The organism is Acinetobacter sp. WCHAc060042, assembly GCF_003231195.1.
In the GTDB taxonomy this organism is placed as follows: Bacteria; Pseudomonadota; Gammaproteobacteria; order Pseudomonadales; family Moraxellaceae; genus Acinetobacter.
The window spans coordinates 1-23,356 of record NZ_QKVN01000002.1; the positions used below are offsets into that span (position 1 = coordinate 1).

Genomic DNA, 23,356 nt, shown 5'->3' on the forward strand with positions numbered 1-23,356 from the left:
GTTGAAGGTTGAAGGTTGAAGGTTGAAGGTTGAAGGTTGAAGGTTGAAGGTTGAAGGTGTTTAGGGTAACGAATCACCCTAAACACATCATGCACAAATATATTTATGCTTAGAAGAAGCCCATTGGTTTAGTGGCATAGCTTACAAGCAAGTTTTTAGTTTGTTGGTAATGATCAAGCATCATTTTGTGGTTTTCACGACCAATGCCAGATTTTTTGTAACCACCAAATGCCGCATGCGCAGGGTAGATATGATAACAGTTGGTCCAAACACGACCCGCTTCAATTGCACGACCCGCGCGATAAGACGTATGAGCAGAACGTGACCATACTCCTGCACCTAGACCGTAAATGGTGTCATTTGCAATTTTAATCGCATCATCAAAGTCTTTGAACGTTGTAACCGAAAGCACTGGTCCAAAAATTTCCTCTTGGAAAATTTTCATGTCGTTTGTGCCTTTGAAAATGGTTGGTTCGATATAGAAACCTGTACCCACTTCATTACGTTCACTACCACCCGTCAGTAATTGAGCACCTTCATTACGTCCTGTTGCGATACAGCCTAAAATTTTCTCTTGTTGTTCTAAAGAAGCTTGTGCACCAATCATCGTTTCAGTGTCTAGTGGGTGACCTGTTTTGATGCGTTTGACACGTTCAATTGCTTTTTCCAAGAATTTATCGGCTATGCTTTCTTGAACTAATGCACGTGAAGGGCAAGTACAAATCTCACCTTGGTTCAACGCAAACATAGCAAAGCCTTCAAGCGCTTTGTCAAGATAATCATCGTCTTGATCCATAATATCTTCAAAGAAGATGTTAGGAGATTTACCACCAAGCTCTAAAGTTACTGGAATAATATTTTCAGTTGCATACTGCATAATCATTTGCCCAACAGCGGTTGAGCCTGTGAATGCAATTTTTGCAATACGTGGGTTAGTTGCAAGTGGACGACCTACTTCAACTCCATAACCATTTACAATGTTTAAAATACCTGGTGGGAGTAAGTCTTGAATCAGTTCAACCAAGACTAAAATACTTACAGGCGTTTGCTCAGCTGGTTTAAGAACAATACAGTTACCTGCTGCAAGGGCTGGAGCAATTTTCCATGTTGCCATTAAAATTGGGAAGTTCCATGGAATAATTTGTCCCACAACACCTAATGGCTCGTGGAAGTGATAGGCAATAGTGTCTTCATCAATTTCAGAAATACCACCTTCTTGTGCACGAATACAACTTGCAAAATATCGGAAATGATCAATTGCAAGTGGAATATCTGCAGCTAAGGTTTCACGTACTGGTTTACCGTTATCCCAAGTTTCAGCTACAGCCAATTTCTCTAGATTTTCCTCTAGACGATCAGCAATTTTAAGGAGTAAATTAGAACGTGTAGTTGGAGAAGATTTATTCCATTGTGCTTTAGCTTTGTGTGCAGCATCGAGAGCAAGCTCAATATCTTCAGCAGATGAACGTGGGATTTTAGTAAAGGCTTTACCGTCGACAGGAGAGATATTTTCAAAGTATTCACCTTTTATTGGAGCAACCCACTCGCCACCAATAAAGTTTTCATACTGTGCTTTAAATTCTACTTTTGAACCAGGTTGGTTAGGGTCTACGTAGCGCATATTGAAGTTCCTTTGCTTATTGATTTTTTAAAAGCATCTACAGCTTTGGTATAAGGTACATCAGTACAATATTTAAGTAGCATACCTAATATAAGGTTGGAAAAAGGTTGGAAGGATGCAGGTTTACAAGCTTCCGACAAATGTTTACAACCATGCAATACAGTGGATGTGTATCAGGAATTGTTTTGAGAATAAGGAATGATGGCAATGCAACATTTAATACAGAAAAGACAAGAAATAGAAAAGCTTAGAACCAGCAGCAGTATTTCGACGGTACAAGCTGAACAGCTCGGAAAAAGCATTGCAAGTTCGTGGCAGCGTTCTAATTCGGCAGAGATTCCTAAGGATCGTTTTGCAGCGCCCATTTCTGAAGGTTCGATGTCACAAGGTTCAGCATTACAACATGCTTTAAGTTACTGCGCGGATGAGCTCAAGCATATTGCACAGCAGTCCTCAATGGTCGTTGCTGTGGGTGATATTGGTAGTACGATTATTTGGAGTGCTTCAAGTAAGCAAATGCGTAATGCTGCGGAAAGTGTACATTTTGTAGAAGGCGGGCAGTGGAGAGAGGAGTTGGTGGGGACTAATGCATTGGCATTGTCACTTAAAACCCAACAATCGAGTTGTGTGTTTTCTAATGAACATTATATGAGTTCCATCCATGATTGGGTTTGCTATGCAGCACCAATCATCGACCCTTATTCAAAACATGTTTTGGGGGTAATTGATTTATCGACCACATGGAAAAATCATAATAGCCTTGGTTTACTGGCAGCAGAGCGCTGTGCATCTATCATTCAAACAGCATTATTGGAATACCAGCGTCAACAACTGTATATTCGTGCTTTTGGTGTGCCACAAGTGCTTTTTAATGGCAAAGTGATGGTGCTCACACCACGTCAAATTGAAATTCTGACTATTTTAGCGCTATGTCCACAAGGTATGACTTTAGATACCTTACATCAGGCTTTATATGGTGAGCGAAAAGTGAGTATAGGCACACTTAAAGCAGAAATGTCGCAATTAAGGGATTTGTTGGGGGGAATGTTGGGATCTCGTCCTTACCGAATTTTGGCGCATATAGAAGCAGATTTCCTACAAGCAGAGCAGGCATTAGATGCTGCATATATCGAGACGGCTTTAAAGCTTTGCTCAGGTGTGTTATTGCCTAAAACAGAAAGTCCGTTTCTTTGCGCATGGCGCGACTGTTTGGAGTCACGTTTAAGTAGCGCGATTTTTAAAGCCAATGAAACTGATATGCTCTTTAAGCATGTAGCACGCTACCCAGAAGCAATTGATGCTGTTGAACGACTTATTGAGCTGACACCGAGTGGACACCCGGCGCATCAGCTACTTGAGAAATACAAAATTTAATAGTTTTGATTTGAGTTATGGAATAGGTTAATAAAAATTTTGCGATTAAATATTCTTTTGTTCTAGCCACTGAAATAGCTTGGTATAGACTTCGGCACGAACATCTGGTGCAGATAAGACTAAGTCGTGTAAACCATTTTGAATGGTCTCGACACAGATGTCACCTTGTAGATTTTTCGCCTGTTTTTCAATGTCTTTGACATCTAAAATTACATCACTGGTTTGTGCAGCTACGCCCCATTTTTTGGGGTTGAGTGTTTGATGTGAATGCATAATCAGTGCAGGAACAGAAAGCTTTAAACCGCCACGATGAATTTCTTTTTGCGCTTCATGGATGGCACGGACAAAACTGATGCGAACCATAGAATAACTTGGTTGTTTCCACTGCAAATCAAAGTTCCACTCGCCGTGTTCACTTTGATGTAGGCTTGGTACATACCACTTATTCAGTTCACTTGGAAATTTTAAGTCTGGGAAATGCTTTGCAAGTCGGCTGAGTTGTGGCACGCCAAGTTTGCGTTTAATTGGATGCATATTAAAATCATAAAAAGGACTGTTGGCCCATAGCGCTTTGATTAGAGGGTGTTGTGGATGGTGCGCTGCATATAGTGTGGTAATCAAACCGCCAGTCGAGTGTCCTACCAGTACAACAGAAAGATGACCTTCAGCACCTATAATCTCAAGAGCTTGAGTAATTTCATCGTCATATTCGCGCAGATCACGGACATTGTAGTAGTTTTGATGGCTTAAACGGGAGCGACCATATTTTCTTAAATCAAGTGCGTAAAAGTCGTAACCATGCTGATTGAACTGTTCAGCCATTTCTGTTTGGAAGAAGTAGTCAATAAATCCATGAATATACAGCACTGCTTTGGTTGTGGTTTGCGTGGCTTTTTTACGAATGAGAGTTGCGCAAACTTCACCTTCGTAGTCATTAGCAAAACTGAGTTTGAGTTGTTCGTAGTCTTCACCAAGGACATCTGGTTGATACGCAAGCGGGTTTTGTAGTGCTGACATAGTTCACTCTGGTTGTTATTGTCATGAGTTCCCTTATCCTTGATGAAGTCAGAATTTTTGTCAACCACAAATAAAAAAAGACAATTTAAGTGCAAAGGTAAGCAAGGATTAGGCTTACCCGAATGAAACAGTATGGACGTCTGTTTCATTCCACTTAAATTGTCAAAGCAAACAAAGTGTTAAGGAGAGAACTTAGACAGCCGCTTTAAAATCTACTACTGAAGCACTTGATTTGAGCGCCGCTTTAAAGATGTCAACCACTTGAGCATGGGTTGCTTTACGAGGGTTAGTCAGCATGCAGGCATCTTTTTGCGCGTTTTCAGACATAATGCCCAAATCTTGTTCTTTTACACCCAGTTCAGACAAGCTTGATGGAATACCAATAGATGCAGATAATTCACGAATCGCATCAATGGCAGCATAGCCAGCTTCTGTCACAGTTAAACCTGCGGTGTTGACTCCCATCAGTTCTGCAATACGTGCATAACGATCAGGGCAGGCAATTAAGTTGAACTCACATACATGTGGCAGTAAAACTGCGTTACATACACCGTGTGGTAGGTTATAGAAGCCACCAAGTTGGTGTGCCATTGCATGAACATAACCTAGAGATGCATTGTTAAATGCCATACCTGCTAAGTATTGTGCATAACTCATGGCATCACGTGCTTCAAGGTTCTCACCGTTTGCAACGGCTGGGCTTAACCACTCACTGATCATCGAAATGGCTTTCTCGGCACAAGCATCGGTAATTGGGTTAGCAGCTGTTGATACATAAGCCTCTACCGCATGGGTTAATGCATCCATACCTGTTGCTGCTGTTAAGCTTGCAGGTTTTGCAATCATTAGTTTAGGATCATCAATTGCAATAAGAGGAGTACAGCGCCAGTCTACAATCGCCATTTTTACATGAGTATCTGTATTGGTAATAATACAGAAGCGCGTCATTTCTGAAGCTGTACCTGCTGTTGTGTTGATTGCAATCAGAGGAGTCATTGGAACGGTGCTTTTATCAATCCCTTCGTAGTCACGAATATGACCACCACCAGCAGTGACAAGCCCAATACCTTTTGCGCAGTCATGAGACGAACCACCGCCTAAAGACACGATAAAGTCACAACCTTGCTCATTATAAGCAGTTACACCGTTATGTACGTTAATGTCAGTTGGGTTTGGTTCCGCACCTGGGAAGATATGACTATCAACACCAGCATCTTTGAGATATCCTGCGATGGTGTCTGCTACGCCAAATTTGAATAAGCCAGCATCGGTTACGATCAGTGCTTTCTTCGCACCGAGGTTTTGTGCTTTACCACCAATTTCTTTGGCACAGCCTGGGCCAAACAGTGAAACACAAGGGATATAAAAACCGTTCGTTTGATCTGCAATATTTTTAAAAGCCATGGTGCGATTCCTTTTACCATATTTATGTTGTTATCGGTGCTCATTACCGTTTTTAGAGTATCGAATGATTCAAAAAACTTGTGTACCTACCAAATACCTACCATACGTAAGGAAATGGAAAATACTGATTCTAAATCGAAAAAATAGCTATGATGAAAAGGCATAGCCTGCATGTGTGGAATTGTTTATATTGGTTTTGAAGCGGGATGAACGTCGCCAAATTCGATGAGGATTCACTGTGGACAGAAACGATAGGATTAAGCAATATCAAAACTTTGCCGTCGTGTTAAGGCAAGTTGTTCCGAGTGTTCAGCAGCTTTATCATGAGCAGTCTATGTTTCTCTCCACGCTCAGTGTGCACAATGTTTTGGGGATTGATGCAAAGCAACGCCAGATTCAAATTTTAAACCATTGCTTTCATATTCAGTTCTATCCACCGACCGAAAACAAAACGATTTGTGTCCCACAGTTTATGTATAAGGGGCACTACGCTGAATCACTTGAAGAGTTTTGTTTACATGACATTGTCTTCTGGGTGGGTGAGCAGACTCCACAGCATTCTTTGTATTTACGTAATAAAGTAAAACAGTTACGCCAGTTGTTATTGCAACAGGTTTTTGTTGTGGTTGGGGGGCTAAGCCGAATCCAAACGATTTTGACTGAAATAGAGCACAGCCATGCAGAGCTCTTTCAGCAACTGTGTCAATATGTGGGCAGAATAGAACTTTCAGCAACGGATAACAATTTGCTGACTTTACTTGAGCAGTTATGTTACTTAGATGCAGATCAAGCAGAGGATATTCTGCCTATTCAGTCCTTGATGCATAGTTATGATGAGCTGTGTTTTAGTGCCAAGCAATTTCTAGAACCACATGTTTATCGCATCGTAGAAACAGCATTTCCTGAACGTTTTTGTTTACAAGAGCTGATAGATCATGGGCATGATATTTATTTACTGTATCCGCATGCGAAAGAGCAGCCTGAACTGTTGGGTTTTGCACGTTTAATGAATCGTGATCTTTGGTCATTGCCTGATTTGCTGGCAAAGCAACATTTTTTAGAGGTGCAGACCAAAGTTTGGCAAAAAAAAGTTGCTAAACTCCCTATTTTCGATGAAAAACGTACAGTGAATTGGCTATTCAAACAAAAAGCTGTCGTGACAGACTGGGTTAGCCACAACATTCAACATAGTAGTGTACGTGTTGCTGTGACTGCTTTGAGTTATTTGGATACACAGTCTTATCATCCTGAAATTATTTTAGTAGCTTTAAGGTACTTTCAGCATGTTGCAGCACGTTTGTTTATCCAAAGCTGTTATGAACATGCTATAGAACAGCAATGGTTTGAGTTGGAAGCCAACCAGCATGTCGTCTTAAAAAATAGACGCCAAGATATGGATGATCAGCGTATAGCAATCAGCCCGTCGATTTTGTATTTGGATGAATGGTTAGAACTACTGCACCGTGTAGTACAGCAGCAACCCGAATGGGGTAAAAAAGTTTATACAAAATTGAGTCGAGTCATGCAGGCTTACATTCAGCATTTAGATAAAATTGCACAAAAACTACCTGTTGAATTAGCGATTTATTTTAGTGAAGAAAACCAACAACATCGTGATTTTTATCGCCAATTGCAGCAGTACAAACTGCCTATCGAAAGCTTTAGACAACTTTTTTATCTGAATCATCCGCCATTGCGGGTTTCGGTGTTTGATGCTTATGTCCGGGATTATTTACCTGAACATTTCGAGACGCAAAAGGATGTTTTAAAAAATGTCACATGGAATGGCCTATTTCATCAGGCTGTGCAATGGCATGATCAATTACATAGCCAAGAGTTACTTGCTGAACTGAAACGGAAAGTCGGCCATGTGTCATGGCAACCGATCAGTCATGAAGCTTATTATTTTATTGAAAGTTGGGTATTTGAGGAGCTTAAAGATATTGATCGCATCATCGCAGAGTCTCGTCGGTTTAGACATTGTTTAGCGGCAAGCTTTGCTGAACGAATTATTGTCAATGAATACGTGGCCTTTCATATGAGTCATACGGATGCACAGCGCCACTTAACACTTGGCTGCTATTATATCGCGGGGCAGTTGTTATTTGATCAGTTGGAATATCCAAACAACCAAAAGGCACTTCCTGACGATGTGTTAGTGGCAGAGCAGTTTATTGCGATGCTCAACCAAGAACGACAAGAGGGCTGTTAAAATTTCAACAACACTCGACTTAATTTGTCGCACAAGAACTTCTATATGACGAGATCTGCTTAACTTTTTAGCAAAAACTCGGTAGGCTATAGCCGTTCATCAATGGTATAGGTCTTATGAAGCAAGAAACTGCACTCAAACTTCTAAAAGCGGGCGAAAATGTCTTTTTAACTGGTTCCGCTGGTGCAGGAAAAACCTATACATTGAACCAATACATTAATTACTTAAAAGCCCGTAAAGTGCCTGTGGCGATCACAGCCTCTACAGGTATAGCTGCAACACATATGAATGGTATGACGATTCATACTTGGGCTGGTATAGGTATTAAAGATGCGTTAGGGGAAGATGAACTCAAACGCATGAAAGAACGTAAATATTTAAAAGAGCATTTAGAAAATGCCCAAGTGTTAATTATTGATGAAATTTCGATGCTACATGCGAAACAGCTCAATTTGGTCAATAAAGTTTTAAAATTCTTTAAAGAAAGTGAAGAACCATTTGGTGGGATTCAGGTCATTGTTGCAGGAGATTTCTTCCAGTTACCGCCCGTGGGGAAAAATGAAGAACGTAATCGCGATAAGTTCTGTTTTATGTCTGATGCTTGGGTGGAAGCCAAGTTTCGTGTGTGCTATTTGACCGAGCAGCACCGTCAGGGCAATGACTACCTCAACGATATTTTAAATGCTATCCGTAGCCAAACGATCCGCTCCGAGCATTTGCAAGCTTTACAAGCCACACGTCAGCAGGATATTGGTGAAACATTCACACGTTTATACACACATAATATGGACGTGGACACCATCAACTTCAAACATTTGAATGAAATTGAAAATGAAGGTCGTCAGTTTGAGGCGGTGTGTGATGGCAATGACAAGCTTATTGAAACGTTAAAGTCGTCTGTGCGCGCACCTGAAAACCTCACTCTCAAGAAAAATGCCAAAGTGATGTTTGTAAAAAACAACTTTGACGTGGGTTATATTAACGGTAGTTTGGGCGAGGTGGTCGGCTTTGAAGAAGATGATGATTTCGGAGTCTTACCAAAAGTAAAACTGACTGATGGTACAGTACTGGTGGTTGAGCCTGAAACATGGTCGGTGGACAATGATGCAGGTAAAACCATTGCCAGTTTTCAGCAGATTCCATTGCGCTTAGCGTGGGCCATCACCATTCACAAATCTCAAGGCATGACTTTAGCAGCAGCAGAAATTAACCTGAGCCATACTTTTGAAAAAGGACAGGGCTATGTGGCTTTGTCACGGTTAAAGACTTTGGATGGTTTAAGACTACTGGGTTTTAATGAACAAGCCTTAGAGCTAGACAGTCTTGCCATTAAAGCAGATCGACGTTTCCAAGAACTTTCCGATGAAGCTGAAACACACTTTGAGGTCATTGATCTAGAGCCACAACACAAGGCCTTTATTCGTCACTGTGGCGGAACGCTCAATGAAGTTGAGATTGAGCGTAATGAAAAGAAAATTGCCCGTAATGCAGGTAAAGCCAACTATGCTTCTGCAACACTCGATGAAACACGTGAACTTTTTGAAGGTGGTTATGAAATTGCCGATATCGCCCAAGAGCGAGGGTTGACGGCTGCAACGATTATCAACCATTTGGCGAAGCTACATAAAGAACAGGGCTTGGACATTTCTGTAGCTCATCCAGGCGAAGAAGTGGTAGAGCAAGTGCGAAAAATTTATAAACGTCTCATGAAACGTCAGCAAGCTGAACACTTTAGTGAAGATGGCGCAATTAAACTACGTCCGATTGTAGAGTTAACCAATCCGCGTATGGGCTATGACCAAGTGCGCTTGGCCTTACTCTATATTGAATAATGCTGCCGCAGTTGTACGATTCATACCGAAATTTCTTACTTACTTTGCTGTTAAGTTCGGTTAAACTGAATTTTAAGGGATAAGAATAACGTAAAATCGTAATGAAATTGACAGCTTGGTACATGTTACGCAAATTTGTTTATAACAATTTGCATAATGAAGACTATGAGACACCCTTAAGCCGAGGGCTGAACTATTTCCTCATTGTACTGATTATGAGTAATGCTGCTGCTGTGCTGTTGGAGTCGGTACAGAAGTACTATGTGTTGTATCAGGACTTTTTTTATTATTTTGAAATCTTCTCGATCATCGTTTTTACGATTGAATATCTCTTACGTTTTTGGTCAATTGCTGAAGCTAATAGTTTTGAGTCGGATTGGAAAAACCGCCTAAATTGGGTCAAAAGTGGCGGGGCAATTATCGACCTCTTGGCGATTTTACCTGCATATTTAAACTTCTTTGTTCAGTTCGATTTACGTTTTTTAAGAATCGTTCGTTTGCTCCGACTTCTCAAGTTAACCCGCTACTTTGTCTCTCTACAAATTCTATTGCGGGTCATTGAGCGCGAAAAAGGCTCATTTCAAGCGGTTATTTTCATTTTAATGATTATGATCATTATGGCGGCTGCGGGGGTGTATTTGATTGAAAGTCAGGCACAACCTGAGGTTTTTAGTTCTATTCCAGCTTCCATGTGGTGGGCTGTGGTTACACTGACCACCGTAGGGTATGGCGATGTGACACCTATTACACCGCTAGGACGTTTCTTGGGTGCGATCATTACTATTTTAGGTGTAGGTTTAGCAGCATTACCCGCAGGTATTTTGGCAAATGGTTTGGCCAATGAACTAGAGCAGCGCAAAGAACAACTAGAACTCAGATTTCGAGAGTTAATCCAGAATAGCGACATTGACTTTGTCCTAGAAACAGAAAAAATTGAGGAAGTTCGTAAAGAGGTTGGACTGACCAAAGAACAAACACAAGATATTATTTTGCAGCTTATACGTGAGCAAAAAGAAGAATCATTAAAGCAAGAGCGTGATCAGTATGCGTATTGTCCACATTGTGGGAAGAAGCTACCTGAATAAATCGGTGTAAAGAGGCATGTTTATCAACGTTCAAATCGAATGTTGATAAACATGCCTTACTTTATCTGAATAGAAATCTAGATTGGTCTAACAGGTTTGATTTACATCATCTTTAGATATAGACATTGACTTTTTTTCATGCTGAAAGGCGAGTAGCAAGATGATTAGACCGCCTAGACTTAATAAGGTACCTACCCAAATCGGTGCTAACCAGCCCAGATTTTGGCTAATGAGCCAGCCACCAATAAAAGCACCAAAAGCATTGGCAATATTAAAGGCAGAGTGATTGAGTGAAGCAGCTAGACCTTGGGCATGACCAGCAACATCCATTAAGCGGGTTTGCAGTAAAGGTCCTAGACCAGCAATACTGAAACTCACTAAAAATAGCGCAATAAGAGCCGTCGCAAGATGATCCATTGATAATGCACAAAGCACATAAGAACAGGCATTGGATATCAATACCCAGATGATGGCTTTGTTTAGGTTTTTATCGGCAAAGTGTCCTGCAACAGCACCTCCAATCACTAAACCTAGCCCGATACATGCCAGTGCAAAAGGAACAACTTGAATGCTGGCATGGGTATATTCAGTCAAAATGGGTGATACATAACTATAAACCGAAAAGAGTCCACCAAAACCAATTGCCCCTACAGCAAGAGTCATCCACATTTGTGTATTTTTAAGTCCGCGGAGCTCATTTTGAATGCTTGCAGTGTGATCACGTTGCATTTGGGGTAGGCCAAAACAAATCGCGACAACAGTTAAAAATGCGATAGATGCCGAAAACTCAAAACCTGCCCGCCAACCATAGAGTTGTCCGAGCCAAGTTGCAAGAGGTACGCCAATCACGGTCGCGACATTTAGGCCCATCATCAGCATTGCAACAGCAAAAGCACGCTTTTGTTTACCAGCAAACTCTGCAACCACGAGAGCAGCAATACCAAAGTATGCGCCATGTGGAAAGCCTGCGATAAAACGAGAAATCAGCATAGACTCATAACTATTTGCAAGTGCGGTGCTTGCATTGGCAATGCCATAAAACAACATGAGTCCAATTAGAAGTGTTTTTCGTGGCACTTTTGCAGCCAAAATGGCAATGACAGGCGCGCCAATTGTCACGCCCAAAGCATAAGCACTAATAAAATGCCCTGTGATAGGGATACTAAGCTTGAAACTCTGCGATATCTCTTGGATGAGTCCCATCGCAACGAATTCAGTCGTACCAATACAAAAACCACCGAGTGCCAAGGCTAAAATAATGACAGATAAGTGACTTGTTGATGGGCTGCTATTTTTTTGAATGGACATAAATAGAGAGTGAAATGAAAAATATTATACGTTCTTTATCACATAAAAATTAGGTTGTTCAAAAATATTATAAGTTAATTCAATAACACTAAAATCTATGCGATGCCTGAGTATTCTTAAATACAGTATCTATTGGTTTGTCTACATTTAATTGATTATTCCATAAAGTCATGCCTAATTTAGATAAAGCAAAAATAGCGCCAACTCAGTGAATATTTGAAATGTGACTTCAGCTACGATACATGTATTTAAGATTGTCCCGTCCCAATTAATAAGGTCAGAAGACCTGCGGCAATTAATGGGCCCACAGGTACACCACGCAGTAATGCAACCCCTGCTACAGTTCCAACCAACAGACCTGCAACTACATCTGGTTGATTCGACATGAGTTTCACACCGCGTCCACCTAACCACGCAACTAAAACGCCAATCGCAATCGCTAATAATGATTTAAGGCTTAAGAAAGATTTAAAAATACTTTCACCGCTAATTTTACCACTGGCAATAGGCACTAAAACGGCAATCGTTAAAATAATAATGCCGATATTTAATCCATGTTGTTGGATTAGTGGGAAGTATTCGCTCAGTGGCGTCATGCGTAAAATAATGAGTACAGCCGCAGCAATGGTTACCGCAGAATTGTGACTGAAAATACCGCAAGCCAGCAGGATGAGGAGGACGATCAGGTTCAAATCTAAGTTCGGCATAGGGGGGAGACTGGTCAAAAAAACATGTGCATTGTAACGTTTTTTTAGCCAGTCTGCCGAATGATCCGAGTCCTTTGATTGATGTTCCTGTATTTCAGTATAAAATGAGCCTTTATTTGAAAAAGTGGTGTGCTGATGCTGTTGGAAAAAATGTTGCAGTCGCAAGGATTCGGTTCGCGGAAGCATTGCCAACAGTTGATTAAAAATGCAACCATCGAAATTGATGGGCAGATCATTACAGACCCTAAACATAAACTCAAATTAGATGGTTTGCACTTCAAAGTACATGATGAGAGTTTTGAATATCGTGAAAAAGTCTATATTGCCTTAAATAAACCTCAGGGTTATGAATGTTCACATCAGGCAACACACCACTTTAGTGTTTTCGATTTGTTTGATGATGTGCTCTTGAATCGTGGTATTCAGTGTGTTGGACGTCTGGATCAAGACACGACTGGCTTGTTGTTGCTTACTGATGATGGTCAATTCTTACAGGCATTGACACATCCTAAAAAGCATGTGGCCAAAGTGTATCGCATGCAAACGGCTGATCCTCTTACAGATGAACAAATCCAGCAGTTAGAACAAGGCGTTGAGTTACGTAATGAAAAAGGGATATTTGCAGCAACAGGGGTAAAACGATTAGCTGAATGTGAACTGCAAATGACGGTGCATCAGGGAGTGTATCATCAAGTAAAGCGTATGCTTGCAGCTGTCGGCAATAAGGTGGAATGTTTGCATCGTCAGCAAATTGGAGAACTCGACTTAATCACATTGTCTGATTTAGTCGAGGGAAGATGGGTGTATTTAAATGAGGAACAAGTCGCTTTAGCCAAGACTCGTCATAGCAGCCCTCATGAAAACGGCATATAAATCAGTAGCTATAAGAAGCAGTGATAGGTTTTAAATTCGCTATCCGCTACAAAGCCCATGGCTTCATATAGGCTGTGGGACTGGTAGTTATTTTTTTGCGTTTCAAGTGTTATGCGAATCGCTTTTTCATGACGAGCAAACAAAATTGCGGTATCAATGAGTTGTTTTGCAGAGCCATGACGACGATGTGGCGGTGAGACATAGACATCATCTAAAATATAATACGTTGCACAAGCCACGGAAGAAAAGCCTAAGTATAATAAGACAAAACCAGTAATCACATCGTCTTTGACATGAATAAAAATCACGCTTTGTTCATTTTCAAGACGAAGTTTGAGGAACTTTTGGGAAAGGCTTAAGTTGGAAGATGCGCCATAGAATTGGCGATATTCATCGAATAATACAGCAAGTTTTTCTAAGTCTTCTAAGGTGGCACGTCTTACGATCATGTATTACTCCATGCTGTTTTTTATAATGTTTACATGAAGCATACCGAAGTTTTGAACAGGATATTTCTAAAATTTGTTTAGAAATGCAACACTGTTAAGTTTTGTCACTCTCACCCAAAATTGCAGCTAATTCTTCAAATAGATCAATGTGTTCATCATCGGCAAATAAATCATTAGTGGCTGTAGAGTCGGGGCTTGTGATTTGTTCGACTGCTTTTTGTTCTTGCTTTAACTTACGTAATTTAATGAGTTGCTCTAAGTTGATGTTCTGATTTTCAATTGAAAATGGGATAGATTTGGTTAAAACCACTTGTTTGAAGAACAAACGAACGGCTTGTGCAGGTGTAATCCCCAATTGTTTAAACACGGCAAATGCTTGTTTCTTTTCTTGGGAATCGAGTCGAATTTGATAGACTTCTGTTTTTCTCATGATTTATTAAATAATTTGAATCACTTAAAGGGTAGAAGTTATTTTAATCAATTTCATTGTAATTTCAATATTCATACAATGGAATTTTAAATTATTTTGTAATGACAATTATATTACAGTGTCAATTCAAAGTGAGAGTTGAACAGCATAAGTTGTTGAGTTATTGGGTCTTTAAATGATAATTTTTTGGCTAAAAGCTGTAATGGTTGGCTGAAATCATCGTCGGTTTTGTGTACAACTTTAGGATAGAACGGGTCATTTTTAATCGGGCAGCTTAAAGAATTAAGGTGTACACGCAGTTGATGCTGTTTTCCTGTATGTGGTTTAAGCTCGTATTTTGCCCATGTTGAGTCATATTCCAACAGCGAAATATCTGTTTCACTATTGGGTGCTTTGTCTAATACCCGCATAGTGTAGAACGGTTCACCTTTTTGCATGTGTAACCTTACAGTTCGTGGGAAATTAAGTTCTGGGTTAAAAGGTGCAATTGCATGGTAGGTCTTTTGCACCCGCCGTTCCGCAAACATTTGTTGATAAGCCCCACGCGTTTCAATGCGCTTGGAGAAAAGGACTAAGCCTGCAGTTTCACGGTCTAAGCGATGGATAGGGGTTAAATGCTCAATACCTGTCTGTTGTTTTAGGCGAACTAAAAGAGTTTGTTGAACATATTGTCCCGTTGGGCTGATAGTTAGAAAATGCGGCTTATTTACCACTAAGAAATGATCATTTTCAAATAAAATCTCATGCTGAAATGGTACTTCAATTTCACGCGCTAAAAAGCGGTAATAAAACACATGTTGATTTTCAAGATATGCCGAATCTGTGCTGAGCACATTACCTACAGCGTCATAGACCAAGCCATCATGAAAACGCTGTCGCCATTCCGCAGCTCCAATGTGCTGAAATTGCGCACATAAATAAGCAAATATGCTTTTAGGCATAGGTTGAAGTTTAGGTAAGTACACCTTACTGGCACTGACGCCATTGAGCATAGGTGGACAAAATTCAGAAGTTTGGTGGTTGGACATGTTTTTTGTAGGTAATATCTAGGCGGTTGATACAGGAAAATACGAGTTTTCAAACTTGCGACTTGGGCATTTTATGAGTGCGGTGCTATCATAATTGCTCTTTTGCCACTTGTCGTGAGTATTATGCAGTATTCATTCAACTTAACACTCAATAATGAACAAGATACCCAAAATTTAGCGAAAATTTTGGCACAGCATTTTACGACGGGTGTGGTGTATTTGATTGGCGATTTGGGGGCAGGAAAAACCACCTTAACACGTCATTATTTACTGCATTTAGGGCATCAAGGTTCAGTGAAAAGTCCAACCTATACCTTGGTTGAACCTTACCAAGTGCAAGGGCATGATATTTTCCATTTTGACTTGTATCGTTTAAACGATCCGTATGAGTTGGAGTTAATGGGCATTCGTGACTATTTAGAAACACCCAATGCACTGTTTTTATTTGAATGGCCATCTAAAGGGGGTGATGAAATCCCTGCGGCGGACTTAATTATTGATATTCAAAAATCTGAAGATGAGCTGACACGACATGCCACATTGAGTTTTCAGTCAGTAGCATTATTACAAGCTTTAGAGAGCCAATTAAACAATGCGTGATGATTTAAAGATACGTCGTATTCATACTCTAAATCCTGCTTTAGCCAACCAAATTGCAGCAGGTGAAGTCATTGAACGCCCTGCGTCTGTGGTCAAAGAGTTACTCGAAAACTCAATTGATGCAGGTGCGACAGAGTTGATTATTCGGGTAGAGCAAGGCGGCAGTACTTTAATTGAAATCATGGACAATGGTCGAGGGATTCACGCTGAAGATCTCCCTTTGGCTGTGATGCGCCATGCAACCAGTAAAATCCAAACTGTAGAAGATTTACATGCAATTGTCAGCTTGGGTTTTCGTGGAGAGGCTTTGGCGTCTATTGCAGCGGTTTCGCGTTTAACCTTGACCAGTAGTCAAGCGGATGATGGGATTGGCTATCAAGTCGAAGTTAATGGAACTGCGTTTGACCATCAAGAGATTCAGGCTGTAGCTGCGCCGAAAGGTACACATATTCGGGTACAAGATTTATTTTTTAATGTGCCTGCACGTCGCAAATTTCTCAAAAAACCTGGCACAGAGTTTGGTCATATTGAAGAAATCGTTCGACGTTTAGCATTGACTCATTTCGATATTCGTTTTGTGCTTGAACATAATCAAAACATCAAGTTGAACTTACCGATTGCCGATAGTGGTGAACTACGTTTTCAGCGCGTACAACAGTTACTCGGTCGTGCATTTACTGAAAATGCGTATTGGATGGATGCGGATAGTATCAACATGCGTTTAACAGGTTGGTTGGGACATCCCTCCGATGCTCGTGCGCAAGCAGACTTGCAGTATGTTTATGTGAATGGTCGAATTGTTAAAGATAAAACCATCTCTCATGCGCTACGTATGGCTTATGACGGTATTTTACATGGTCATCAGCATGCGGGTTATTTACTTTTTCTGGAAGTCGATCCTGAAAATATTGATGTCAATGTACATCCGACTAAACATGAAATTCGCTTTTTAAATCAGCGTGAAGTGCATGAGTTTGTCCGGCACTATGCCAAAGAGACTTTATCGCAGTTTCAAACGGCAACCGCAGATTTATCTGATGCAATGAAGATTGCAGAGGATCAAGCTTTGATGTCTGTGCAGCCTCGCTATCAAGAGCCTTTGCAGTTGCATCGTCATGTTGAGTCTGAACAAAATAGTGAGCAAGCCCCATCGGATGTGCTCACTGACTTTAGTTCAAATCAACCGCAAGGTGTTCATTATTCTACGCAAACTTCGCGTTATCAGGGTTCACAACAGCTCAATAATGCCTTGCAAAGCTATTTAGCGCCTTTGCGTGATACGTCATCTAGTGTTGATCAAGCTCAGCCTTTGGCTGATTTTACAGTGCAAAGCCCTAAAGTCGATGAACATCCGTTGGGAATAGCCATTGCACAATTACACGGTATTTATGTGTTGGCTCAAAATACAGAAGGACTGATTATTGTTGATATGCATGCAGCCCATGAACGTATTCTGCTACAGCAAATGAAGTCCGCATGGGATAAACCAGAGTTTTGGACTTCTCAGCAGTTACTCATTCCCAAAGTGATTAATATTACACGGATGCAAGCGACACGAGTGGAAGAGCTCAAAGATCAATTGGCGCGTTTAGGTCTTGAAATTGATCAATATGGTGATGAGCAGGTGATTGTTCGTGGTGTACCTGCGATTTTACATAAAGCCAATTTTGAAGCACTGGTGCCTGAATTACTTAATGATTTGGATCCAAATGATGAAGTGCACGGCTTACTGCAAAAGCGTGATCAAATTTTAGCGGGTATGGCCTGTCATGGTGCTGTCCGCGCGCATCGCATTTTAGGTCTTGCTGAAATGAATGCTTTGCTTCGTCAAATGGAACAAACTGAATTTGCCAGCCAATGTAACCATGGTCGCCCAACTTGGCGTGCGTTTCCATTGGCTCAACTAGATAAGCTTTTTGCTCGAGGAGAGTAGTTGTACATGTCAACTCAATTGCCGGTCATCAATTTAATGGGGCCAACTGCAAGTGGTAAAACTGCTTTGGCATGTCAGCTCTATGAGCAAGGGAATTTTGAACTCATTTCTGTAGACTCAGCACTGGTCTTTAAGGATATGGATATTGGTACAGCTAAGCCGACCAAAGAGGAGTTGCTGCAATATCCACATCATTTGATTGATATTATTACACCTTTAGAAGTGTATTCCGCTGCAAATTTTGTTGAAGATGCATGTCGCTTGATTGACGATATGCATTTACGTGGCAAAACTCCGATTTTAGTCGGTGGAACCATGCTCTATTTTAAAGCACTATTAGAGGGGCTTTCGAGTAATTTACCTAGTGCTGATTATGCTGTTCGTGCTGAGATTGAGTCTAAAGCTGAAAGTGAGGGCTGGAACGCAGTTTATGCAGAATTATGTAGTGTGGACCCTTTGGCGTGCGATAAATTTAAAGTGAGTGATAAACAACGGATTATTCGTGCTTTAGAAGTTTATAAGTTGACTGGGCAGCCCATTACTAAGCTTCAGGCAGAACAGCCTAAAAATGTACCTTATCGTTATAGTTTTCATAATTATGCCTTAGTGCCAGATCGAGCTGAATTGCACCAAAGAATTGCACAGCGCTTGAAAATTATGTGGGATATCGGATTTTTGAATGAAGTGGAAGCTCTTATGAAAAAATACGATTTAAAGGAAAATTTACCTTCTATGCGCTCAGTTGGGTATCGACAAGCACTCGAATTTTTACAAAAAGGAGATAAAACTGTCGAAAAACAACAAGAAATGGAGGATAAAGCACTTTTTGCGACACGACAACTTGCCAAACGTCAATACACTTGGTTAAGATCTTTGCAAGAAGTACATAAATTTACAACCTATTCAACGATCACGCAGGCACAAGAAGACTTGCGAAACTGCTACGGATAAAGCAAAATTTAGCTACTGTCTTTTTTATAATTTTTAATTGAAAAATAAAGATAGTTTTTTGCGCTGATTTTTAATTTTTTTTGGAGTTATAACATGTCTAAAGGTCAAACTTTGCAAGATCCGTTCTTAAATTCTCTCCGTAAAGAACGTATTCCTGTATCTATCTTCCTTGTAAATGGTATTAAATTACAAGGTCATATTGAATCTTTCGACCAATATGTTGTTTTATTAAAAAATACGGTAAGCCAAATGGTTTACAAACATGCAATTTCTACTGTTGTTCCTGCACGTAATCCACGTCCTGCTGGTGCGCCTGCTGGTGCTGGTCAACAAGGCGGCTTTGGTGGTCAACAAGGTGGCTTTGGTGGTCAACAAGGTGGCTTTGGTGGTCAACAAGGTGGCTTTGGTGGTCAAAGTGGCTTCGGTGGTCAAGGTGGCTTCGGCGGTCAAGGTGGCTTCGGCGGTCAAGGCGGCTTCGGCGGTCAACAAGGTGGCTTCGGTGGTCAAGGCGGCTTTGGTGGTCAAGGTGGCTTCGGTGGTCAATCTGCAGGTTTTGATGGCGAATCAAAATTTGAAGACTCTCAAGACGACGAAAACAATCGTTAATTGATAAAAAAAGCCTCTCTGCTGAGAGGCTTTTTTTTATTTAAAATTTTTTAAATGACTTTGTCATAAAAAACCAGCATGAATGCTGGTTTTTTTGTGCCACATTTTAAGACTTGTTATTTTTACGGTCTAAATTTGGATCTTTGATCTCAACATAAGCTTTGTTTCGAATTTCACGTAACCAACTATCTAGTTCAGCATCAAATTGACGTTCACCTAAAACTTGGCGTGCCATGCGCTCTTGGTATTCAGTCGTCATATCTTGCTGACGTGTTTCTGTCACTTGTAGGATATGCCAACCAAACTGAGTCTGGAATGGTTTGCTAATTTGTCCAACAGGGGTATTCTTCATGGTTTCTTCAAACTGAGGCACCATGACGCCAGGGCTAACCCAACCAAGACTACCACCATCACGTGCTGAACCTGTATCGTTTGAATAGGTCGAAGCTAAAATTGCAAAATCTTCCCCCTTTTCTACACGATTATACAAGTTGTCGATCATTTGTTTTGCGTTTTCAGGGCTAACTACTTCTGATGGCTGAATAAGAATGTGACGTACTTTATATTGGGGTACAATGGCTTTTTGCTCTGCACCTTTACGTTCAACTAACTTTAAAATATGTACGCCATCACGGACTGTAATAAGGTCAGTGGTTTGTCCAACTTGGAGTGGACTCACACGTGCAGCAAGTTCACTTGGAATATCAGAAAGTGCTCTAAAGCCCATATCTGCACCTTCAACTTTGGTGTTGGCTGTGCTGAATTTTTTAGAAATTGCAGCAACATCATTGTCGCTTGCGAGAACGTTTTTGACTTGTTTCGCCACAGCGTCAGCATTGTCACCAGAAACACGCACATGTAAGACATGTACTTGATTGCCTAATGCAGCTTGACCTTGTGGGGTATTTAAGAAGTTCTTAACGTCTTGATCTGAGATTTGAATACGAGAGGTGACGATTTGTTGGCGTAAACGGCTAATCGCTAAATCTTCAGCAATACGACTACGCAAAGAGGCATAGGTTCCTGGTGCCATTTTGTCCAACTTTTGTTGAAATGCTTCTAGGCTTGTTGTTCCAGATTGTTTTGCGACATTTAAAACAGCATCATTCAAGCTTTTCTCATCAGGTTGAATGTTGTAGCGTTTAACCTGTTCAAGCTGGGTTTGACGAATAATCAGTTGTTCTAAAGCTTGCTGTGCTAAATACTGCTCAGGTGGAACTTGTTTTTTCTGACTTTCAAGTTGGTGCTTAACTTCAGCCATGCTTGCTTCTAAGTCACTTTTTAAAATAACACTGTTATCGACAACAGCAACAACTTCATCCGACGCGTGTACAAAAGTTGGAATAGCGGTTGCGAGAGCTAAAGCTAAAGCACTCGCTTTAAAAAATTGTTTGAACTGTTTTGTCTTCATTAACGGTCTGTCCAAGTCTGATTAATATTGTTAAAGCCTAGAATACGATTTTCTAGTAATGATGAAAGTTTGCTGTTTAGTCCTCCTAAGCCTTTTAGGGTGACTTCAGCCATAATTGCACGGTTTGGTTTTACACTTGAATCGCTAACGTCATCTAAGTCGTTGTAATACTCGCGCCCATACACCGAGATACCCCAGCAACATGCTTCATAATTGACACCTAGTAAGTATTCGCGCGCGACATTATTGTCAAGGTCATACTGAGCATGGCCCATAATACGCCAGTTGTTATGTACAGGTTGTACAAAAGATGCAACCACTTGATCGTAGTGCTCTTGGCGGTTCGCGATTTCTTTGCGGTAGTAATAGCCCACATTGTATAAATTGCCTTTATCCCCTGTGTAATACAACTGTAAATCTCGTTGAGCATTGTCGCCATTTGACATCCAAGCCGAATTAGCACCAAGGGTAAAGTTTTGTGAGAGTTGGCTTGATACGCTAACAATTGGACCAGTATGTTTTTCGTTATCAAACAAATCTGTGGTTTGATCAAGAGTCACACGACGGTCTTCAAAATAATAGCTTTGACCAACACTTGCTTTTAAGCGTTCCAGACCGACAGTATCAAATAAGCTATAACTGAGCCCTAACGACAAGAAGTTATTGTCTTCTAAGCGGTCATGACCGTAGAAACGATTAGGGCTAAATAGTTGATCATAGTTAATGGATGCGGCTACAGAGTCAAAGTTTGGTGCACCATCTTGATTTTTATATGGAGCATACGCATAGAACATGCGCGGACTGAGGGTTTGTAAGAATGTGCCTTCTTTTTCAAAGGTTAAGCCAGCATCAAAGGTAATTTGTGGAACAGTATATGATTTGTCTTTTGATGAACGATTCGTGCTATCAAATTCATTTATCGTGTCTTGGTCATAGAATGTATTTACATTACGAATAGAGATCTGTGGGATCGCAAATGCCCAAGGTGTACGATAGTTGTAACGTACAGAAAAGTCATTGTAGACACGTGTACCACTTGGTTCGAAACTGTCGTTGGTATCGCCATCAATCGTACCAAAATCCTTTTTAAAGTAGGCTGTATCATTATTAAATTCGTATTCTAAGCCTAAAGCATTACCAGTTTTATAGTTGAGTAAAAACTGAGGTAAGCGGGCATAAGGACGGTCAACGTAGGGTGTTGTTTCATCCAGTGTTTGGAAGTCTTCAATTTTAAGCTGAGCTTTTAAGCCTGGGATCCCATTTTTATAGTTGAGTTCCCATGCACGACGAAGATTTAGATCTGTTTTTGTATTTGGATTATTACTTAAGTCCGTAAAATAGTCTTTATCTGATGCGTAGTTATATTCGAGGTTTGTCGAAAATTGTTCGTTAATTTGCCAGTTATGTAAAAAGTGTAAGTCTTTACGGTCTTGATCATCATACTTGCGATCAGATGAAAGGAAACCACCCCAAATTTGGCCAGAACCGAAATTTTCAGTGAGATATCTAAACTCACCTTCAATCATAGGTCCGCGGTCACTGATGTAACGAGGCGTAATGGTTGCATCGTAGTTTGGTGCTAAATTTAAATAAACAGGGACTGCAAGTTCGATGCCTCCATCATTGGTGAAGCCGAAACTTGGTGTCAAGATACCTGTAGTGCGTCGGTCATCAATAGGGAAGTTGAAATAAGGAACTGCAAGTACAGGCACATCTTTAATATAAAGTTTGGTACCACGCGTTTCACCACGGCCTGTTTCTTGATTGAGTTTTATTTCATCTGCTTGAATTTTCCAAGTCGGTGCCTTTTCTGGCGGACATGTACTATAAGTTGCATTTTTTAAGGTAGTGGTCGTTTGCGACTGACGTAAAATTTGTTCTGCACGTCCATGCGCATGTTGTTCTTCAGCAATATAAAAACTATTTTTTAAGTCACCTTGCTGGGTTTTGAGGTTGTAATTGATTTGATCACTTTGAGCCAATAATCCACTTTGTGCCATTTGCACACGACCTTCTGCATTGGCAAAAGTCTGTGTCTGATCAATGGTGATTTTATCGGCACGAATTTGACGCCCTTCTTGGTCAATAAGCACATTGCCTTCAAGAACAGAGTCGCCTTGTGGATTGTAATGACCATAATCCGCAGTGATTGTAGAGGTTGCATTGGCAGCATCAACAGCTTTGGTTTCAGGGCTTACAGGCGTCAACCATGTTCCTTGACAATAGGCTGAGCTTAAATACTTGCCTTGTCGCTGCTGAGCTTCAGGAGACGATTTATCAACATAGTATTGCTCGTAGAACTTTTGCCCTGGATAGCTTTCTTGTAAAGCTTGTTTCAGTGATTGTTGTTCGTCTGAAATAGAAGTAGACGATGTTGCAGCATAGCTTGTGATTGAGCTACCACAAAGAAGGGTAAATATCGCAGTCGCTAAAGGATTAAATTTAAACTGATGCTTCATGTGTCTCATTTACCAAGTATGCTTAATCGCAATTAATTATTGTCGCATCATAGAGA

General features: G+C 40.7%; 19 protein-coding genes. 9 read left to right on the forward strand and 10 right to left on the reverse strand.

Annotated features, from left to right (window positions below):
- Positions 1-109: 109 nt before the first annotated feature.
- Positions 110-1,621, reverse strand: a complete 1,512-nt coding sequence (locus DPG01_RS01000) for an aldehyde dehydrogenase family protein (RefSeq protein WP_086210170.1) — start codon at positions 1,619-1,621, stop codon at positions 110-112.
- A 198-nt stretch (positions 1,622-1,819) separates the two neighbouring features.
- On the opposite strand from DPG01_RS01000, the gene DPG01_RS01005 reads away from it, so the two are divergent.
- Entirely contained in the window at positions 1,820-2,995 is a 1,176-nt protein-coding gene (locus DPG01_RS01005) for a helix-turn-helix domain-containing protein (protein WP_086210169.1), read from the forward strand.
- 45 nt (positions 2,996-3,040) lie between these two features.
- On the opposite strand, the gene DPG01_RS01010 is transcribed toward DPG01_RS01005, so the two are convergent.
- Positions 3,041-4,012, reverse strand: a complete 972-nt coding sequence (locus tag DPG01_RS01010; protein ID WP_110973918.1) for an alpha/beta hydrolase — start codon at positions 4,010-4,012, stop codon at positions 3,041-3,043.
- A 192-nt stretch (positions 4,013-4,204) separates the two neighbouring features.
- Complete coding sequence (gene mdh, locus DPG01_RS01015; protein ID WP_086210167.1) at positions 4,205-5,416, reverse strand: iron-dependent methanol dehydrogenase; 1,212 nt, start codon at positions 5,414-5,416, stop codon at positions 4,205-4,207.
- A 238-nt stretch (positions 5,417-5,654) separates the two neighbouring features.
- Between mdh and DPG01_RS01020 the strand changes: the two genes are divergently transcribed.
- The 3 genes from DPG01_RS01020 (at position 5,655) to DPG01_RS01030 (ending at position 10,545) form a co-directional block, all read left to right on the forward strand.
- Positions 5,655-7,628: a hypothetical protein gene (locus tag DPG01_RS01020; RefSeq protein WP_110973919.1), complete on the forward strand. Its 1,974-nt coding sequence runs from the start codon at positions 5,655-5,657 to the stop codon at positions 7,626-7,628.
- Positions 7,629-7,744: 116 nt separating this feature from the next.
- Positions 7,745-9,460, forward strand: coding sequence for an AAA family ATPase (locus tag DPG01_RS01025; RefSeq protein WP_086210165.1), 1,716 nt, complete (start codon positions 7,745-7,747; stop codon positions 9,458-9,460).
- A gap of 101 nt (positions 9,461-9,561) precedes the next feature.
- Positions 9,562-10,545, forward strand: coding sequence for an ion transporter (locus DPG01_RS01030; protein WP_086210164.1), 984 nt, complete (start codon positions 9,562-9,564; stop codon positions 10,543-10,545).
- A gap of 87 nt (positions 10,546-10,632) precedes the next feature.
- Here the strand turns inward: DPG01_RS01030 and DPG01_RS01035 are convergent, their stop codons facing one another.
- Together DPG01_RS01035 and DPG01_RS01040 are read right to left on the reverse strand one after the other, a co-directional pair.
- The gene (locus DPG01_RS01035) at positions 10,633-11,853 is read right to left on the reverse strand and encodes an MFS transporter (protein ID WP_110973920.1); all 1,221 of its coding nucleotides are present in this window, start codon (positions 11,851-11,853) and stop codon (positions 10,633-10,635) included.
- Positions 11,854-12,101: 248 nt separating this feature from the next.
- On the reverse strand, positions 12,102-12,560 hold the full coding sequence (locus DPG01_RS01040; RefSeq protein ID WP_086210162.1) for a DUF441 domain-containing protein: 459 nt from the start codon (positions 12,558-12,560) through the stop codon (positions 12,102-12,104).
- A gap of 135 nt (positions 12,561-12,695) precedes the next feature.
- Here DPG01_RS01040 and DPG01_RS01045 point away from each other — a divergent pair, with 135 nt between their 5' ends.
- A complete protein-coding gene (locus tag DPG01_RS01045) occupies positions 12,696-13,433 on the forward strand; it encodes a pseudouridine synthase (RefSeq protein WP_110973921.1) in 738 nt (245 codons plus the stop codon).
- Between the two features lie 8 nt (positions 13,434-13,441).
- Here DPG01_RS01045 and DPG01_RS01050 read toward each other — a convergent pair whose 3' ends face one another.
- From DPG01_RS01050 to DPG01_RS01060, 3 genes are all read right to left on the reverse strand, one after another.
- Positions 13,442-13,882 (reverse strand): GNAT family N-acetyltransferase, encoded by a 441-nt coding sequence (locus DPG01_RS01050; protein WP_086210160.1) that lies wholly within the window; start codon positions 13,880-13,882, stop codon positions 13,442-13,444.
- 94 nt (positions 13,883-13,976) lie between these two features.
- Positions 13,977-14,312, reverse strand: a complete 336-nt coding sequence (locus tag DPG01_RS01055; RefSeq protein WP_086210159.1) for a type II toxin-antitoxin system RelB/DinJ family antitoxin — start codon at positions 14,310-14,312, stop codon at positions 13,977-13,979.
- Between the two features lie 113 nt (positions 14,313-14,425).
- Positions 14,426-15,340, reverse strand: a complete 915-nt coding sequence (locus DPG01_RS01060; protein WP_213065988.1) for a pseudouridine synthase — start codon at positions 15,338-15,340, stop codon at positions 14,426-14,428.
- Between the two features lie 123 nt (positions 15,341-15,463).
- Between DPG01_RS01060 and tsaE the strand changes: the two genes are divergently transcribed.
- The 4 genes from tsaE to hfq all read left to right on the forward strand — a co-directional run bounded on the left by tsaE (position 15,464) and on the right by hfq (position 19,430).
- Positions 15,464-15,940, forward strand: a complete 477-nt coding sequence (gene tsaE, locus DPG01_RS01065) for a tRNA (adenosine(37)-N6)-threonylcarbamoyltransferase complex ATPase subunit type 1 TsaE (protein WP_110973922.1) — start codon at positions 15,464-15,466, stop codon at positions 15,938-15,940.
- Positions 15,933-17,873, forward strand: coding sequence for a DNA mismatch repair endonuclease MutL (gene mutL, locus DPG01_RS01070; RefSeq protein ID WP_110973923.1), 1,941 nt, complete (start codon positions 15,933-15,935; stop codon positions 17,871-17,873). The genes tsaE and mutL overlap by 8 nt, the downstream gene beginning before the upstream one ends.
- Before the next feature lie 6 nt (positions 17,874-17,879).
- Positions 17,880-18,824, forward strand: coding sequence for a tRNA (adenosine(37)-N6)-dimethylallyltransferase MiaA (miaA, locus tag DPG01_RS01075; RefSeq protein ID WP_110973924.1), 945 nt, complete (start codon positions 17,880-17,882; stop codon positions 18,822-18,824).
- A 93-nt stretch (positions 18,825-18,917) separates the two neighbouring features.
- Positions 18,918-19,430: an RNA chaperone Hfq gene (gene hfq / locus DPG01_RS01080; RefSeq protein WP_110973925.1), complete on the forward strand. Its 513-nt coding sequence runs from the start codon at positions 18,918-18,920 to the stop codon at positions 19,428-19,430.
- A 106-nt stretch (positions 19,431-19,536) separates the two neighbouring features.
- Here hfq and DPG01_RS01085 read toward each other — a convergent pair whose 3' ends face one another.
- Together DPG01_RS01085 and DPG01_RS01090 are read right to left on the reverse strand one after the other, a co-directional pair.
- Positions 19,537-20,841: a peptidylprolyl isomerase gene (locus tag DPG01_RS01085; protein ID WP_086210154.1), complete on the reverse strand. Its 1,305-nt coding sequence runs from the start codon at positions 20,839-20,841 to the stop codon at positions 19,537-19,539.
- Positions 20,841-23,300, reverse strand: coding sequence for an LPS-assembly protein LptD (locus DPG01_RS01090; protein WP_110973926.1), 2,460 nt, complete (start codon positions 23,298-23,300; stop codon positions 20,841-20,843). Before DPG01_RS01090 ends, DPG01_RS01085 begins: the two co-directional genes overlap by 1 nt.
- Positions 23,301-23,356: the final 56 nt, after the last annotated feature.

Bases quoted from the DNA above. Each gene is read 5' to 3' on its own strand.
- DPG01_RS01000 (WP_086210170.1), bottom strand. From the start codon at position 1,621: ATGCGCTACGTAGACCCTAACCAACCTGGTTCAAAAGTAGAATTTAAA.
- DPG01_RS01005 (WP_086210169.1), top strand. From the start codon at position 1,820: ATGATGGCAATGCAACATTTAATACAGAAAAGACAAGAAATAGAAAAG.
- DPG01_RS01010 (WP_110973918.1), bottom strand. From the start codon at position 4,012: ATGTCAGCACTACAAAACCCGCTTGCGTATCAACCAGATGTCCTTGGT.
- mdh (WP_086210167.1), bottom strand. From the start codon at position 5,416: ATGGCTTTTAAAAATATTGCAGATCAAACGAACGGTTTTTATATCCCT.
- DPG01_RS01025 (WP_086210165.1), top strand. From the start codon at position 7,745: ATGAAGCAAGAAACTGCACTCAAACTTCTAAAAGCGGGCGAAAATGTC.
- DPG01_RS01030 (WP_086210164.1), top strand. From the start codon at position 9,562: ATGAAATTGACAGCTTGGTACATGTTACGCAAATTTGTTTATAACAAT.
- DPG01_RS01035 (WP_110973920.1), bottom strand. From the start codon at position 11,853: ATGTCCATTCAAAAAAATAGCAGCCCATCAACAAGTCACTTATCTGTC.
- DPG01_RS01040 (WP_086210162.1), bottom strand. From the start codon at position 12,560: ATGCCGAACTTAGATTTGAACCTGATCGTCCTCCTCATCCTGCTGGCT.
- DPG01_RS01045 (WP_110973921.1), top strand. From the start codon at position 12,696: ATGCTGTTGGAAAAAATGTTGCAGTCGCAAGGATTCGGTTCGCGGAAG.
- DPG01_RS01050 (WP_086210160.1), bottom strand. From the start codon at position 13,882: ATGATCGTAAGACGTGCCACCTTAGAAGACTTAGAAAAACTTGCTGTA.
- DPG01_RS01055 (WP_086210159.1), bottom strand. From the start codon at position 14,312: ATGAGAAAAACAGAAGTCTATCAAATTCGACTCGATTCCCAAGAAAAG.
- DPG01_RS01060 (WP_213065988.1), bottom strand. From the start codon at position 15,340: ATGTCCAACCACCAAACTTCTGAATTTTGTCCACCTATGCTCAATGGC.
- tsaE (WP_110973922.1), top strand. From the start codon at position 15,464: ATGCAGTATTCATTCAACTTAACACTCAATAATGAACAAGATACCCAA.
- mutL (WP_110973923.1), top strand. From the start codon at position 15,933: ATGCGTGATGATTTAAAGATACGTCGTATTCATACTCTAAATCCTGCT.
- miaA (WP_110973924.1), top strand. From the start codon at position 17,880: ATGTCAACTCAATTGCCGGTCATCAATTTAATGGGGCCAACTGCAAGT.
- hfq (WP_110973925.1), top strand. From the start codon at position 18,918: ATGTCTAAAGGTCAAACTTTGCAAGATCCGTTCTTAAATTCTCTCCGT.
- DPG01_RS01085 (WP_086210154.1), bottom strand. From the start codon at position 20,841: ATGAAGACAAAACAGTTCAAACAATTTTTTAAAGCGAGTGCTTTAGCT.
- DPG01_RS01090 (WP_110973926.1), bottom strand. From the start codon at position 23,300: ATGAAGCATCAGTTTAAATTTAATCCTTTAGCGACTGCGATATTTACC.